General features: G+C 55.2%; 17 protein-coding genes. 5 read left to right on the top strand and 12 right to left on the bottom strand.

All coding sequences use genetic code 11. The features are described 5' to 3' along the window. Positions 1–32: 32 nt before the first annotated feature. From xrtE to trmD, 5 genes are all read right to left on the bottom strand, one after another. The gene (gene xrtE, locus ACEWZM_RS08130) at positions 33–1664 is read right to left on the bottom strand and encodes an exosortase E/protease, VPEID-CTERM system (protein ID WP_414005956.1); all 1632 of its coding nucleotides are present in this window, start codon (positions 1662–1664) and stop codon (positions 33–35) included. After that, a complete protein-coding gene (locus ACEWZM_RS08125; RefSeq protein WP_414005955.1) occupies positions 1651–2460 on the bottom strand; it encodes a division plane positioning ATPase MipZ in 810 nt (269 codons plus the stop codon). Before ACEWZM_RS08125 ends, xrtE begins: the two co-directional genes overlap by 14 nt. 220 nt (positions 2461–2680) lie before the next feature. After that, entirely contained in the window at positions 2681–2902 is a 222-nt protein-coding gene (gene rpmE, locus ACEWZM_RS08120; RefSeq protein ID WP_014876110.1) for a 50S ribosomal protein L31, read from the bottom strand. 11 nt (positions 2903–2913) lie between these two features. After that, positions 2914–3285 carry a 50S ribosomal protein L19 gene (rplS, locus tag ACEWZM_RS08115; protein ID WP_414005954.1) on the bottom strand — a complete coding sequence of 124 codons (372 nt, stop codon included), beginning with the start codon at positions 3283–3285 and terminating at the stop codon, positions 2914–2916. A 299-nt stretch (positions 3286–3584) separates the two neighbouring features. Next, positions 3585–4385, bottom strand: a complete 801-nt coding sequence (gene trmD, locus ACEWZM_RS08110) for a tRNA (guanosine(37)-N1)-methyltransferase TrmD (protein WP_414005953.1) — start codon at positions 4383–4385, stop codon at positions 3585–3587. A gap of 55 nt (positions 4386–4440) precedes the next feature. Between trmD and ACEWZM_RS08105 the strand changes: the two genes are divergently transcribed. Beyond that, a complete protein-coding gene (locus ACEWZM_RS08105) occupies positions 4441–5481 on the top strand; it encodes a phosphotransferase (protein ID WP_414005952.1) in 1041 nt (346 codons plus the stop codon). 12 nt (positions 5482–5493) lie between these two features. Here the strand turns inward: ACEWZM_RS08105 and rimM are convergent, their stop codons facing one another. The 7 genes from rimM to ffh all read right to left on the bottom strand — a co-directional run bounded on the left by rimM (position 5494) and on the right by ffh (position 10420). Next, positions 5494–5997: a ribosome maturation factor RimM gene (rimM, locus tag ACEWZM_RS08100; protein WP_414005951.1), complete on the bottom strand. Its 504-nt coding sequence runs from the start codon at positions 5995–5997 to the stop codon at positions 5494–5496. A gap of 150 nt (positions 5998–6147) precedes the next feature. Further along, the gene (bluB, locus tag ACEWZM_RS08095) at positions 6148–6783 is read right to left on the bottom strand and encodes a 5,6-dimethylbenzimidazole synthase (RefSeq protein WP_414005950.1); all 636 of its coding nucleotides are present in this window, start codon (positions 6781–6783) and stop codon (positions 6148–6150) included. Positions 6784–6793: 10 nt separating this feature from the next. Next, entirely contained in the window at positions 6794–7153 is a 360-nt protein-coding gene (gene rpsP, locus ACEWZM_RS08090) for a 30S ribosomal protein S16 (protein ID WP_414005949.1), read from the bottom strand. A gap of 41 nt (positions 7154–7194) precedes the next feature. Beyond that, a complete protein-coding gene (locus ACEWZM_RS08085) occupies positions 7195–7503 on the bottom strand; it encodes a chorismate mutase (protein ID WP_414005948.1) in 309 nt (102 codons plus the stop codon). A 94-nt stretch (positions 7504–7597) separates the two neighbouring features. Beyond that, positions 7598–8236: a GNAT family N-acetyltransferase gene (locus tag ACEWZM_RS08080; protein ID WP_414005947.1), complete on the bottom strand. Its 639-nt coding sequence runs from the start codon at positions 8234–8236 to the stop codon at positions 7598–7600. A 104-nt stretch (positions 8237–8340) separates the two neighbouring features. Next, a complete protein-coding gene (locus tag ACEWZM_RS08075; protein WP_414005946.1) occupies positions 8341–8886 on the bottom strand; it encodes a GNAT family N-acetyltransferase in 546 nt (181 codons plus the stop codon). Between the two features lie 4 nt (positions 8887–8890). Further along, a complete protein-coding gene (gene ffh, locus ACEWZM_RS08070) occupies positions 8891–10420 on the bottom strand; it encodes a signal recognition particle protein (protein ID WP_414005945.1) in 1530 nt (509 codons plus the stop codon). A gap of 493 nt (positions 10421–10913) precedes the next feature. Between ffh and ACEWZM_RS08065 the strand changes: the two genes are divergently transcribed. The 4 genes from ACEWZM_RS08065 (at position 10914) to ACEWZM_RS08050 (ending at position 15442) form a co-directional block, all read left to right on the top strand. After that, positions 10914–12866, top strand: coding sequence for an elongation factor G (locus ACEWZM_RS08065; protein WP_414005944.1), 1953 nt, complete (start codon positions 10914–10916; stop codon positions 12864–12866). Positions 12867–12988: 122 nt separating this feature from the next. Beyond that, positions 12989–13516: a prolyl-tRNA synthetase associated domain-containing protein gene (locus ACEWZM_RS08060; protein WP_414005943.1), complete on the top strand. Its 528-nt coding sequence runs from the start codon at positions 12989–12991 to the stop codon at positions 13514–13516. Between the two features lie 142 nt (positions 13517–13658). Then, positions 13659–14537 (top strand): LysR family transcriptional regulator, encoded by an 879-nt coding sequence (locus ACEWZM_RS08055; RefSeq protein ID WP_414005942.1) that lies wholly within the window; start codon positions 13659–13661, stop codon positions 14535–14537. Next, complete coding sequence (locus ACEWZM_RS08050; RefSeq protein ID WP_414005941.1) at positions 14534–15442, top strand: DMT family transporter; 909 nt, start codon at positions 14534–14536, stop codon at positions 15440–15442. The genes ACEWZM_RS08055 and ACEWZM_RS08050 overlap by 4 nt, the downstream gene beginning before the upstream one ends. The last annotated feature ends 6 nt before the right edge of the window (positions 15443–15448 follow it).

Here is a 15448-nt window from a genome sequence, read left to right as displayed (position 1 = left end):
GCTTGCAAAATTAAGATAGGTTTGAACTGGGCTTAGATCAGGGCCCAGTTTTTTGTTGCCAAAGCAACGTATGCGATCAAGGCATTTGCGACCATATGAGCAACGATCGCTGCCGGTAGCCCGCCGCGGCGTAGGTAAAGCGCACCAAAGATTGCTCCTGCTACCATACCAAGCGCAAAGCGATCATGCATCAGACCAAAGAGCGCACTGCTAATAAGAAGCGCAATGACGGCTCTTAGGATGTTACCTTGCCCGGCCATACGACGAAGCAGATATCCGCGAAAGAACAGCTCTTCGATAATCGGGACAAGTACAATGGTTCCAAGTAGGCGCACGATGATCCAAAGCGTATCCTGATCATCAGTAACGTCGCCCCTAGTGATATCTGGTGTAGACATTACGATCCAAACAGACGCGATCGCAGCGCCAGCGGCGATATCGATTGGGCGTGGCTTATACCGTAACTGCGTTAGAGCAGGCCAGAAAAGCAGCAAGACGGCTGTCATCATAGCGGTACGCATCGGATAGCCTTGCGATGGCTCGGCCCAGATTGCGGAGACCATAACCCCGCTCATCATCATCACGATAAACGGTACAATAGAAGCCATCAACATGTCGGCACGCATGGGCGGCAAGCTAGCTGTTGCAGCGGCCAACGCGTCGGGGTTGCGTTGCAGCCAACGAGAGCGATGCGCAATTGCCAATACCAACAGTGCAAGGATTGTGAACATTAGCCAGCCCGCATAGCTGTGAAATCCGTTTACGGCATGCTCCGGCGCAATCCAGGCTCCGATCAGGATCAGGATAGCAATGCGGACTACGTTAAACGCCCAACTGAGTAGGAGAGCTGCGGGAAAAAGCACTAGCCAATAGCGGCTCTGTCGAATGTCCCGCCCCATTAGGAGAGCGTAAAGCCCCATGAAGGTGGTGACTAAGGCGAAGCCTTCCACGCCCGAGCATGGTTCACCAATTTCGACCAGAAACCCGTCAACACGGATCAAGTGCAGCGCGGGATCCGACCAGACTGAAGCGCCAGAGATTTCCAGCAACCATGTGACCAATACAAAGGTAACAGAGGTCAGAGCGTCGATGTTCCAGATCGGCTCCATCATGCGGGTTATGTCAGGCATAACAAGCGCCACCACGAGTGCCAGCGGTAAAGTAGACCCGCAGCCGCGCAACCAATTGAGCCAACTCCGCAGTGGCATAAGTGCCAAAAGGCCGCCCAGCCCGGCAACAGCGCCGCCCAGGCAGATCAGAATAAGAGTGGGCGAGATCCAAGCGTTTATTCCACTCGGGCCAAACAGTGCCAAGGGAACAAGTGCAATCAACAAACCTGCAAGGTTTAGGGCCACGGCTGTTGGTCGCCGTTCGGTTCGTCCGATAGCGGCTACTAGTGAATGATAGGCACTGCGCACCAGCACCAAATAGAGACCCAAGACGGTCAGCAGGGCAAGTAATCGACCTGCGACCGAGCGTACTGTTGTGCAAGCGAGATCTGCACCGGTAAATTTGCAATGGACGTTGGCCAGCAGCTGATAGGCCACCATGATGATAAAAAGCTCCGCAACAGCCAGTCCAAGGACCAAAGCCAGTCGACGGCTGCCGCAACGCGACGCCCGCCCGGTTTCCCCGGCTGTATTAGAATGGTCAGATATCGACATCCACGCCTGGCAAATTCAGGGATTTCATCATGTCGCGCAGCTCTTGGCGGGCTGCGACATTGGAAATGTTCAGCTGTTTGACACCAATATCCTTGAGGTCCAGTAACGTCAGCCCGCGTGGAAACAATTCCCGAAATACGACACGTTCCGAAAACCCGGAGGCAACGCGAAATCCAATGCGCTTTGACAGCATGGAAATGGCGCGTTCCATCTTTTCCTTGTTCACCATTCGCTGGGTACCGACGCGATTACGGATCACGATCCAGTCAATCGGCTTCAGTCCGGCCTGCGCCCGCAGTTGCCGCGCGTTCCAGACCATTTCGGAATAGACGGATGGACCGGTGATCTTTTCGCCCTTTTGGTCTGTGTGCGCGAGGAGATCGAAATCAACAAAACTGTCATTCAACGGTGTGATCAGTGTGTCAGCCAAGGAATGTGCGACCTGGCTTAGTCGAGTGTGTGACCCGGGGCAGTCAATCAGGATAAAGTCGTTATTCGGCTCTAGCTCAGAAACGGCGGCAGACAGACGGTGATCATAGATGTTTTCGCCTGGTTGTAAGCTGTCTGCATCAATCTCAGGCAATTCATGCAGTTCTACCAGCGGCAATTCCAGTGCTGCGTTTTCCATGAAGGCTTTGCGGTTTTCTAGATAACGCCCCAATGATCGCTGTCGCAGATCAAGATCAAGTGCAGCAATTTTGTAGCCCAAACGGGCCAAGGTGGTTGCCACATGCATGGAAACGGTGGATTTGCCCGCGCCACCCTTTTCGTTTCCGACGACAATAATATGCGCCACGTTCACTTCCCCCAATCATGGCGCAAATTTCTGCGCATCTTTACGAGAGTATACTGCTCGCACGAATCGATGGGAAGCGGGATATCTACAGGTTAGGGCCTGATTTAGGCTCTCTGAATAACCGCAAGCGAACGACGAGCCGGGTATTGTCACCTATTTGGGAACAAAAAACGCCGCCCCGAGGGAGCGGCGTTTTCCGAAACATCGATACAAGGTCGGCTTAGAAGCCCAGACCTTCGTACTTCTTTTTGAATTTGGATACGCGACCACCGGCGTCCATCAGACGGGTGGAGCCACCGGTCCAGGCGGGGTGAACGGTTGGGTCGATGTCCAATGCCAAGGTGTCACCCTCTTTGCCCCATGTGGAGCGCATCTTGAGGATAGTGCCATCTGTCATTTTGACGTCGATGAAGTGGTATTCGGGATGGGTGTCGGCTTTCATTATACCACTCCTTACGCTTTGGCTTTGTAGTTTGTATCTTCTGCGATCCGTGCGGATTTACCACGGCGAGCACGCAGATAGTACAGTTTCGCGCGACGGACACGGCCACGGCGAACGACAGTGATGCTGTCGATGTTGGTCGAGTGCAGCGGGAATACACGTTCCACGCCTTCGCCAAACGAAATTTTGCGAACAGTGAACGAACCGGCAATGCTGGAACCATTCTTGCGGCTGATGCAGACGCCTTCATAGTTCTGAACGCGCGAGCGGCTGCCTTCGGTCACTTTGTAGCCAACACGGATAGTGTCACCGGCTTTGAAATCGGGAATCTCTTTTCCCAGGGCGGCAACTTGTTCCGCCTCCAACTGTGCGATCAGATCCATCGCAGGTCTCCTATAGTTGCTCGTGGTTTTGTCCACGAAGTTTTGCGCGGTTGCGAGAGCTCTTGGTCTTCACCGGGTCCCGCTGATAGCAGCCCGCCAGAGATCGCTCCGTTCTTTCCTGAAAGTGAGCCGACATCCCCCAAATTGCCGAAGAAGGCGGGTTAAGGGTATCATGATGCAACAGCACACAAGTCCACAGACGCAAAAGCGAATCTAGACAGGGCCTTCTATGCTTGATTGATAAGTGAATCAAGAGGGCTGAGGGTGTCTTGTATCAACCGGCGCGGTCTCACTGCGGATTAGATGTCTTTCTTTCGATCCTGATGAGCTTGCCATAGGTCCGGACGACGGGCTTGGGTTATCTCTTCGCTCATTCTCTGACGCCAGTCGGCTACTTTGCCGTGATGACCGGACATCAGAACATCGGGAATGGTTTGACCTTTCCATTCTGCCGGGCGGGTATATTGCGGATGTTCAAGCAAGCCGGAGGAAAAGCTCTCTTCCTCTGTCGACGCCTGATTACCTAGGACGCCAGGAATTAGACGAACGGTGGCGTCAATCATCGCTTGTGCGGCGATCTCACCGCCTGTCATGACAAAATCACCCAAGGATACCTCTTGGATGCCATAGTGCTGTAAGACCCGTTCGTCGACGCCTTCGAACCGCCCGCAAAGTAGTGTCAAACCGTCACAGCGTGCAAGGTCCTGCATCAGGCCTTGATCCATCCGGCGGCCACGCGGTGACAGGTAGATCAAAGGCCAGTTGCCGGATGTACCTGCCATTGTGTGTTCAATCGCATTGCCCAGCACATCGGCACGCAAGACCATTCCAGCGCCACCCCCCGCAGGAGTGTCATCAACATTTCGATGTTTGCCGACGCCAAATTGCCGCAAGTCCACCGTTTCCAGTTGCCACAACCCCTCTTGCAGGGCCTTCCCGGTCAGGCTTTCGCCCAACACACCTGGGAACGCGGACGGAAACAGTGTCATGATCTTGGCCTTCCAAACGCCAGCCAGATCTGGATTGGGAGTCATCAGCTCACGCGGCTTGAACGATGGACGGATGGCCTTGCGGCCGTGAGATTTGTTTTGTGCACTCATGGAAGGCTGTTTAATCCAGTTAAAATTACACGCAATAAAAAGCTTTGGTGTTTGGATGAGTTTGGAAAAGCGTCGCCAGTTAACTGGCGAGGATTTGCATGCAGCAATTGATGATGTGCAGGCACGTACTTTGGCCTTGTGGCCGCGTATCGCATCAGATCTCGGTCTGCCAGTCGCTGGAGCCAGTTTTCGCAGGCTGCAGGTGAACAGTCGACGTCAGGACAGTCGCAGTGTTCAGGAAGTTACAATAGCGACTGGGCAGCGCTTCGTACTCAGAGCAGTTTTCGAGGAAACCAACACTTTGCGGCAGCGTAGGTTTTTTGATCGGCATGAACAGGCAGCAAATAAACTGAAACCGGTGTTCGGTGTGTCATCGCCTAAGTTGTTGTGGCGAGATCAAGACAGGCCTTTCGTCTTGATGGAATTTGCGCACGGGAACACAGCCTTCCGCGAGCTGGCTCTGACGGAATATGGCTTCGGTGACAGAAGCCAGACGATCCGAAGAATTGGACGTGCTGTTGCTGAACTGCATAGAGTGTCGGACGTTGGATACATGAAGTTTTGGCCAAAACCGTTATTGATCAAAGTCTCAAAACGAGCCCATGCTCTAAGAAGCGGTGATCTATCGATCCCGAAACCCAAGAGGTTTTTGGGATTATGTGCGCATCTCCATCGGGCAGGTCAGCGTGCGCGTGGGCAGGTTTTTCGCGGGGCGTCGGAGCATGGAGATCTGCACCTGCGGAATATACTGATGTCCGAAAGCGAGGTGTCATTTATCGACTATTCGAACCACGATGGAGTGTTTCCCCAACGCGATATCGCCGACATATGGTTGTCAAACTGTCCCGATCATCTGGCATCGGGTGGTCGCGCCCCCGGTTTCGGCCACATTGCTAAGGAAGATTGGGCCGCTTTTGCAGAAGGCTATGGCGCGGATTTAACAACAGATCCTGTCTTCAGATTCTTCTTCGCGTTGCGTCTGTTCAAGCTTTGGTCGGGTCTCGGCCATAAACGGCCGGATCAGCAACAGAAGACCAATTCAGTAGCCGCTGCAGCTGTTGAGGTATTCGAGGCCTTGTTGGGGAATGAAGATTGAGTCACCTCAGCCTCAGAACACTCCGTCCGGCGGGTCAGCAATAATGCGGCCTACGGAGAGGTCGACAGTAGGTACTGCTGCCAAAGTGAACGGCAGAAGTACTGTCTTGCTTTCGGCCGGGATGCTGACTTCTAGCAAATCGCTGGCACCGTGGTTCTGCACTGATTTAACAGTTCCCAGGAGGGTGCCGCCGGTATCATAGATCTCGAGACCCATCAGATCGGTGTGGTAATATTCATCGTCCGGCAAACTAGGAAGCCGGTCGCGTGGTGCAAACAGTTTTACGCCCTTTAACGCGTCCGCCTGCTCTTTGGTCTCGATCCCGCCGATACGTGCGGTGAAGCCGTTCTTGATGGCACGGACCAAAGTCAGGCTGTAGGTCTGGCTCGCGTCTTCATTGCTGAGCGGGGTGTAGTCTTCGATGTCTTCCGGCATCGCGCAAAAGCTCTTTAGCCGCACTTCGCCCCGCACCCCATAAGAGCCGGCAATCGCACCAACGCAAATCTGCTCCGTCATTTCGTCCATCCTTTGCAGAATCGCTCAGCGGTCCAGGTGCCGCCTGCGAGATCGCAGCGTTCCGTTTGGTAGTTGCGTTCATACAGAACGCCTGCGGTAAAGGCGATCAGAACAAAAACCGCAAGCCGGATCAATCTCCACATCGGTGGGTTACCGTGTTTCGACAGGCAATGCGTTGCGTCGGGTTTCCCAACCAAGCTGTTCCAACTCTGGCGTGTGCGACATCTGTTCGGGGTGACCAACGCAGAAATAGCCGATCAGCTGCCAATCTGCGGTTACATCCAAGTCACGGTTTAGTTGTTTGGGATCCAAGATGGATACCCAGCCAAGCCCCAGACCTTCGGCGCGAAGCGCCAGCCAAAACAAGGTCACTGCGGTGACCACCGAATAGCGTCGCATTTCCGGCATCGTACCGGCACCCAATTTATGACCTTTCGTGGTCGAGTCGTCACAGTAAATTGCCAGCTGTACGGGGGCTTCACGCATACCGGACAGTTTAAGTTTAGCATAGCGCTCTGCTTTGGCCTCTGAAAGCCCAGCTAGAGCCGTTGCATTAGCTGTTTCGAAGTTGGCTAGTGCTGCAGCTCTGGCAGCGTCGCTTTCGACGCGAATGACCCGCCAAGGCTCGCTAAGCCCCACAGATGGGGCTAGCTGAATGGTGTCGAGGCAGCGCGTCAGCACTGCCTCATCCACCGGATCTGAGCGAAACCGGCGCACATCGCGTCGGACACGCATCAACAGATCAAGTTGCATGCGGAAATCTTCTGAAAACGAATTGTCCCGCATGTCTATCAACTTACTCCGCGTCTGCAGTCGCTTCAGCAGCTTTGGCTGCTTTTTCTTCGGCGCGTTCCTGAGCTTTCTTGCCAGGCGTGCCTTTCTTGGGGTTGTTGCGATCAACCTTAGCGCGTACGCCAGCGGATTCCAACATGCGAGCGATACGATCGGTGGGCTGAGCGCCCTGGTCCAGCCAGTGCTGCACGCGCTCCATGTCCATTTTCACGCGCTCTTCGCTATCTTTCGGCAGCAGCGGGTTGTAAGTGCCCAGCTTTTCGATGAAGCGGCCATCGCGCGGCATGCGGCTGTCAGCGGCCACGATGCGGTAGAAAGGGCGCTTTTTCGAGCCGCCGCGGGCCAGACGAATTTTCATTGCCATGGGTTCAATCTCCTTTAATGGCGTTTACAGGGATATCCCTGTTATTCTTGGTGTTTCTTGTGGTGTCGGATGACTTCCTGAATGATAAAATTCAGGAAAGCTTTGGCGAAGTCGGGGTCGAGGTCGGCCTGTTCCGCCAGGTCTTCGAGCCGTGCGATCTGCGCAGATTCGCGCGTGGGATCGGACGGGGGAAGGTCATGTTCAGCCTTAAGCTGTCCTACCGCCTGAGTATGTTTGAAACGCTCACCCAGTGTATAGACGAGAATGGCATCCAAGCGATCGATACTTTGGCGGTGGCCTTTCAGCAGCGCCGCTGCGCGAGTTATTGGATCTTGGGTCTCGGTTGTCATTTGAGGCTCCGCAAGGCGGTGAAAGAGCAGCACATTACGCGGTTTTGAGCGATGGAAACAGTCAAGTGCCCATCTCTCCGGTTGTAGCAAAGGATCATTGGATACGTCCGGACATTGATGACTGGTCCAGCAGTTGCTCGTTTGGCCTATGACGCCAAGCACGCATATTCTCTGCAGGAGCAAGGCGGAACGATACTCGTTTCTCAGGGCGAGCGCCGATACGCTGCGCCAAAGCAATGGATGCTAGGTTATCCTCGGGAATGAAGGATACGATGCTGTTCCATTTTTTTTCGCGGAACAGCCAATCTAGCACGACTTCGGCAGCTTCGTTGGCATAGCCCTTGCCACGTGCATCTTCCGTAAGATGCCAAGACAGTTCGGGCTCTGGCCAGCCCTTTGGATACCATGGCCCGATCATGCCGACGGGGCGGCCGGTGCTGCGCTCGATAAGGGCGAACAGACCGTAACCACGCAGGTGCCAATGGCCAATAATGGTCGCGATCGACCACCACAGGGCATCAGGGTCTTCGGCGGCGTCGATAAATCGCGGCGCTCCGACCCGCAGGAAGGCATCATGCGCATCAAAACCGGCCTCTGCAGGAGAAACCAGTGTAAGCCTCGGCGTCATGAGGCTGGGAAAACGATTACTCGTATCTGACATTACCACATCCGTTTCGACCCCGGCTGCGGGCGCAACTGTGATCTGTTTATGCATCGATGACCGATTGATCATGCCAGATGTCCGGAAAGAATGGGTTAAGGCAGTGTCGTATTGTCGATATGTGGTGACGGCAGCTGATGTGCCGAAGTGGAGTTGATTTTGGGAGCAGGCAGCTGTCATGTGCTGGTCTCCATTCCAATGTCATTCAGGTCGTAGGGGGCGGGATGGCGCCAGACCTGTACCTCGCCAAAGCGTTCGTGAGTGAAATGCCCATCATGTTGCGCGTCGAGGCGCTGAGCTAATGCGCGAGATTCATGGTTGTCAGCATCAATCAAACTGATCGCAGTGGACCAGCCGAGAGTGTTATATGCGTATGCGCGGGCAGCTTGCGCTGCTTCGGTTGCATAGCCTTTTCCGCCGAACCCTTCAAAGAGATCCCAGGCAATCTCGGGCTCTGGCCAGCCGTGTGGAAACCATAGACCGATAAGGCCGGCTGCCTGCCCGGAGTGTTTCTCTGTTACGGTCCAGCGGCCGTAGCCCCGCAATGGCCAGTGGCCAATTTCGATTGCGAGCTGGCGCCAAGCCTGTTCTTCATTCATCTGCCCACCGACGAATTTTGCCCGATCGGAGGCAAAAAACATGCACAGTGCCTCGAAGTCCGCCAGCGTTGGTGCGCGGAGGATGAGGCGATCTGTTTCCAAGGTGGGGATGGTGATTGTCATGGCGTTATTTCTTCTTCCCGAAGCCGCTCAGGCCGCCGGGTAGCGCCACGCCACCGAGGCCAGGCATGCCGCCCATACCACCGGGAAGGCCCTTAGCGCCTCCCATTGCCTTTGCTGCAGCTTCCAGTGCTTTAGGGTCCATCTGGCCGGGATCCATTCCTGCCATATCAGGCATGCCACCGCCTTTGCCGAGCATGCCTTTCATGGCTTCTTTCAGCATTTTGCCTTTGCCCATTTTGCCCATCTTTTTCATGACGTCGGCCATTTGGCGGTGCATTTTCATCAGCTTGTTGAGGTCAGAAACCTGCATGCCTGAGCCTGCAGCGATCCGTTTCTTTCGGCTGGCTTGCAGAACGGCAGGGTTGGCGCGTTCTTTCTTGGTCATGGACTGGATCATGGCAATCTGTTGACGTAGAACTTTGTCGTCAAAGCCTGAATCTTCAACCTGTTTAGCCATCTTTGCCATACCGGGCATCATTTGCATCATGCCTTGCATGCCGCCCATCTGGATCATTTGCTCCAGCTGCATCTTCAGGTCATTCATATTGAAATGACCCTTCATCATGCGCTTCATCATGCGCTCGGCCTGTTCGGCCTCGATGGTGTCTTGTGCTTTTTCGACCAGCGCGACGATATCGCCCATGCCGAGGATACGGCCTGCGATTCGGTCAGGTTCGAAAGTCTCGATGGCGTCCATCTTCTCGCCAAGACCAACAAAGCGGATTGGCTTGCCGGTGACGGCACGCATCGATAGCGCAGCACCACCACGCCCATCGCCGTCCATCCGGGTGAGGACGACACCAGAGATGCCAATTTTGGCATCAAACTCTTCGGCAACCTCAACAGCCACCTGACCGGTCAGGCCGTCGACAACAAGCAGTGTCTCACGGGGGGAGACGACATCGCGGACATCTTCAACCTCCTGCATGAGGACTTCATCGATCTGCAGGCGACCGGCAGTGTCGAGCATGTAGACGTCATAGCCACCCAGCGCAGCCTGCTGCTTGGCGCGTTTGGCGATGTCGACGGGTTTCTGTCCGGGTACAATCGGGAGCGTGTCAACACCGATCTGGGTGCCAAGTACGGCCAACTGGTCCATCGCGGCCGGGCGATAGACGTCAAGCGAGGCCATCAGCACTCGTTTGCCTTCTTTGTCTTTTAACCGCTTGGCAAGTTTGCCGGTTGTTGTGGTCTTACCCGAACCCTGCAAGCCAACCATCAAGATAGGCGCGGGAGGGCTGTCGATTTTGAGCTGGCCTGGGTCTTCGTCACCACGCAACACGTTAACCAGCGCGTCATGGACGATCTTTACAACCTGCTGACCGGGTGTAACCGATTTTGTTACCGCTTGACCCGTCGCTTGATCTTGCACGCGTTTCACGAAATCGCGGGCGACCGGCAGCGATACATCAGCCTCGAGGAGGGCAACGCGAACTTCGCGTAGCGCTGTCTTGACGTCTTCCTCGGATAGCGCGCCCTGTTTGGTCAGCCGGTCAAAGACACCGGATAGGCGTTCGGATAAATTTTCAAACATGCCTTCGGCCTCCTATGCCGGTTTAAACGTGGGCGCCCCACATGTAGGGAGCAAATGATCCATGCGCAATCACCCCCACGGGCGTAACACGCTGGTGGGGGGCGATCCCTGACATAGGCAGGGACCGGAAGGCTTGGTACAGCTTCCGGATTTGCAGCACCGGTTACGCCTTTGGCTGCGATGAGTCAACCCGACGAGAGAAGCTGAAGCAGCACGCCGATCCGCCATGCACTGTGTGCAACGGTTGACGGAGGGTGCACCACTGAGAGATTGTAAATTGGTACGGGCGGGCCTGCAGCAATCTGCATAAACGTTCCCTAAGCGGCAAATGGTAAAGGGATGCGTATCCTCAGATGGCGTCGGGCGCGTGCCGTGACGCTGTGACGGCCTGATACCGTCATGGATGAGGCAGTTAACAGCAGGCATCTGGAGCGGCATTCCTGTCGCACTCCTTCATCGGGCGGCCTTGCAGCCATCAGAAGGATCAAGACAGATGCGTGTATTTACGATTGTGGGTCCCTCCCATTCTGGAAAAACCGAGTTGGCGACCGCTTTGGCAGCGCTTGAGGAGCCTGAACATAAACCGCAGCAAGCCAACGGCGTGGCGGATCTGCGAACCTTCCGTTTTATGAATGAGGCTTGGGGAGTGATCGATGTCGCAGGCGGTGTTGAGAATCTGTCCATCGCCGGTCCTACACTTGCTGCCAGCGATGCAGCGGTGATCTGTGTGCCAGCTGATCCCGAAGCCGGTGTACTGGCCGCGCCCTATTTGCGGATGATTGAAGAGGCGGGCATTCCCGCCTTTCTTTTTATCAACCGTATGGATCAGGCAAAAGGGCGTGTGGCGGATGTTGTGGCTGCGCTGCAAACCTACTGTCGCCATAGCATTGTGCTGCGCCAGATCCCGATGCGGGCGAGTGGTGATGTGATCGGAGCCGTGGATCTTATCTCTGAACGTGCATGGAAGTATCAGCACGGTCAATCGTCAGCCTTGGTCGCCTTTCCGGACAGCATTCATGTACGTGAACGTCAGGCTCGTGGAGAGATGCTGGAAGCATTGGCAGACTATGATGATGAATTGCTGGAACAGCTGATCGATGATCGGAAACCGCTGACAGAAGCTGTCTATGATGTTGCCACCCGCGTCTTGCAGCATAGTGATCTTATCCCGGCGTTGCTGGGATCTGCGTTGCACCGGAATGGTATTCTGCGGCTTATGAAATCTCTGCGTCATGAAGCTCCTACGGTAGAGGTTGCGGCACAGAGACTCGCGACAGACGGTTCAGCATTGGCAGTAGGCTGTATCGGCGATCTTGTAAAACATCTGGGAAAGACTGTTGTGGTTCGTGCTCTGCAATCGCCTGTAGCAGCTGGTGCGCAGGTTGGTGGAAACAGTTTGGGGGTGATCAAGAATGCACTGAGAGAGCAGGACAACGTGGGGGATGGCATCCCGCGTGCAAATAAAAGGGTGAACTCTGGGACTTCTTCTGCTGCTAACTTGGGGTCTGGCGAAATCGGGCAGGTTCTAAAATCCGATCATCTAAATCTGGGTTACTCCTATTCAAAAGACCATGCTTTGGAGTTGCCGGATTGGGCGCACCCCCGCCCTTCAAGCTATCAGCGGATTATCATGCCTGTGCATGATCGCGATGATGTCCGTCTGACCTCGGCTTTGGAGCGAATCGCCGAGGTGGAGCCGGGGCTAGAGGTTGATCAGGACGAAGTTAGCGGCAATGCGCGGCTCCACCTACAGGGGCCGCTGCACTTGCGGCGTATTTTAGCGCTGCTGCGGGGGGCATTTGATATTGATGTAAGTGATGATCCGGTTTTGCCTCCTCTGAGAGAGACCGTTGCCCGGACAGCCACCACTCACTACCGCCACCGTAAGCAGTCCGGCGGCGCAGGCCAATTTGCAGATGTCGTGTTGAGCATCGCGCCGGCAGCGCGTGGATCGGGCTTTGAGTTCACGGATATGGTGAAAGGTGGCGTTGTACCCAAGGGTTATATCCCTTCTGTTGAAGCCGGCGCACGCGATGCATTGGCCGCGGGCGTCAATGGCCATCCGGTGGTAGACGTTCGGGTGGTTCTGGAGGATGGCAAACATCATTCAGTCGACAGTTCCGACTATGCGTTCCGGACCGCTGGTAATTTTGCTGTGCGCGGGGCGCTGGTCGATGCGGGGTCAGTTGTGTTGCAACCGATCATGCGTGTCGAAATCCATGTCCCTTCGGTCTTTACCGGCGGGCTGGTACCGGTTGTTAGTAGTATGCAGGGGCAGATCCTTGGTTTTGCCTCTCATCCCAGGGCCGCAGGCTGGGACGTGTTCGAGACCTTGATGCCAGTTGCCGCCCGAGATCAACTCACCAGTAGTCTTGCCAGCGCGACCCGTGGTACGGCTTGGTTTTCTAGTGGATTTGGCCACTATGAAGAGGCGCGAGGGATCTAGTTCGGTCTGGTTAGCTTCTTGCATGGGAGTAACGTGCGAAAATCCCGGTTGTCGCCTTGCATTACCGCCGCTTTGGCATTGATCTGTGCGCTATATTCGATGTGCAGATCAAAGAGGCCAGAATGGACGCATCATCTCAGTTTCAGGATAGTTTGCCGTTTTCATCCGATGCGCTTCTGGCGCAACTGGACGAATGGGGGATCACCTATCAGCTATACCATCATACACCGCTGCGCACGGTAGAGGATGCAAAGGCTGTTGAGGCAGGTTTTGTGCAGACCGGTGAGGCGGCGCTACGTTTGAAGAACCTCTACCTGCGAGACAAGAAAAAGCGAAATCACCTTATCAGTCTGGAACAGGATCGCGATGTCGATCTCAAAAGCCTAGCTGCTGAACTAGGGCTCGGAAATCTGTCGTTTGGTTCTCCGGATCGACTGTTCGAGACCCTTGGTGTGCGACCGGGGGCAGTCACTCCGCTTGCGATGATTAATGGCGCCAGCAATGGAGTGAATTTCTATATGGACCAAGCTGGGCAAAAAGCGGACTTGGTGTATATGCATCCTTTGGTCAACGATCGCACCGTTGCGCTAACGCAGTCGGCGTTCTTGGACGTGATGGAACGCCTGGGGGTGACGATCACCTGGATTTGAGGCGCCGGACCGTTCGATGTCGCTGCGCGCAGATTTGCACCTTTCGCTGGTTGCTCCGGATGGGCAGATTTGCACCTTTCGCTGGTTGCTCCGGATGGAATGTGCATATTTGCGTAAAACCACGCGCAATTGAGAGATGGCTATGGAAAACTGGGACGAGGTACGCACGGCGTATCAGGTGGCGCGGATGGGGACCGTTAGTGGAGCGGCCGAGGTGCTGGGTGTGCATCACGCTACAGTTATTCGTCATGTCGATGCCATCGAGGCGCGCTTGGGCGTCAAATTGTTCCAGCGTCATGCCCGGGGCTATACGCCGACAGAGGCCGGCCAGGATCTTCTGAGGGTTGCGCAGGCAACTGATGATCAGTTTGGTCAATTGGTTGGGCGGTTGAAGGGGCACGGCGACGCTGTTTCAGGCGAACTGGTTGTGACCTCTTTGTCAGGGATGTCGGGAATACTGGTTCCAGCTCTCACTGAGTTTCAGCGCCAGTATCCCGAACTTTTGATCCGCTTCCTAACCGGCAGTCGCTTGTTTCGGTTGGAATATGGCGAGGCACATGTGGCGATCCGGGCTGGTTCTCCGCCGGATCAGCCAGACAATGTGGTGCAGCCTTTAATGACGCAACAGCACGGGCTTTATGCCAGCGCGTCCTATCTGGAGCGCTATGGTCCGCTAAAGGGTGTAGAAGATATGCCCAATCACCGGTTCATATGTAATGACGACGTAGACAGCCGCGCCCCTTATTCGCGCTGGCTACGCGCCCACGCGCCTGAAGCAGCCCTTTCGTTTCGATGTGTGAATTCGGTTTCGATGCACGATGCCCTACTGGCGGGTGCGGGTGTAGGGTTCATGACGCGGTGGGAAGCTGCCCGTCATCCAGAGCTGATCCAGGTGATGGATCCGCTGCCGGAATGGATCAGCGAGCTATGGCTGGTTACCCATGTCGATCTGCATCGCACTACCAAAGTACAGAGCTTTCTTAGTTTCTTGAAGGCAGAAGCGAAGGCCTGGGCTGTATGAGTTCCCACTATCGCGGACACTTGGCGATGTTGTTTTTTTCGGCCCTTGTAGCGGGGTCGTTTTCTCTAGGTTCAATGGTGGCGAATGATATCGCCCCTATGGCCCTCAATGCCGTACGGTTTGTGATCGCTGCGGTAGTCATCGGTATCGCGGCCCAGCTTACCCATGGCTTGCGGCGTAAGGATTTTCGGGCACCTTGGCGTTTCATCGTGTTGGGTGCGCTGTTTGCGATCTATTTTGTGTTGATGTTCTACGGGCTGCAAACCGCCGCCCCAGTAAGCACGGCTGCAGTCTTTACACTGACACCTGTACTGACTGCAGTGTTTGGCTGGGTGTTATTGCGGCAGGCGACAACCGGGCGCATGGCCCTGGCGCTGTCTATCGGTGCCATAGGCGCAATCTGGGTTATATTCCGTGGTGATCCGGAGGCGATCTGGGCCTTTGAAACTGGTCGAGGCGAAATGATATATTTCTTGGGCTGCGTGGCCCATGCGCTTTATACACCAATGGTGCGGTTGTTGAACCGGGGCGAGCCTGCGGTGGTATTTACCTTTGGTATGTTGGTGGCGGGTGCAATGATTCTGCTGGCCGTAGGTTGGTCTGATATCCGCGCAACTGATTGGGCCGGGCTCTCTCCGCTTGTGTGGTTGGTATTGCTGTATGTTGCACTGATCGCCAGCGCAGCGACGTTTGTGCTGCTGCAATATGCGACGCTGCATCTGCCGTCGGCCAAGGTTATGGCCTATACCTATCTGACGCCAAGCTGGGTGATGCTGTGGGAGATAGCGCTGGGCCGTCCAGCGCCGAGTGCTGTCGTTGTGCTTGGTATCCTTTGCACGTGTTGGGCGCTTTGGCTCTTGCTGAGGGACGACTCCGTGCCTTTGACAGCCACACAGTCGGGATGATGCCTG

The organism is Phaeobacter cretensis (genome assembly GCF_047372505.1).
Taxonomy (GTDB): domain Bacteria; phylum Pseudomonadota; class Alphaproteobacteria; order Rhodobacterales; family Rhodobacteraceae; genus Phaeobacter; species Phaeobacter cretensis.
The sequence above is the reverse complement of the archived record's forward strand: the minus strand, read 5'-3'. Positions and strand labels throughout refer to the sequence as shown.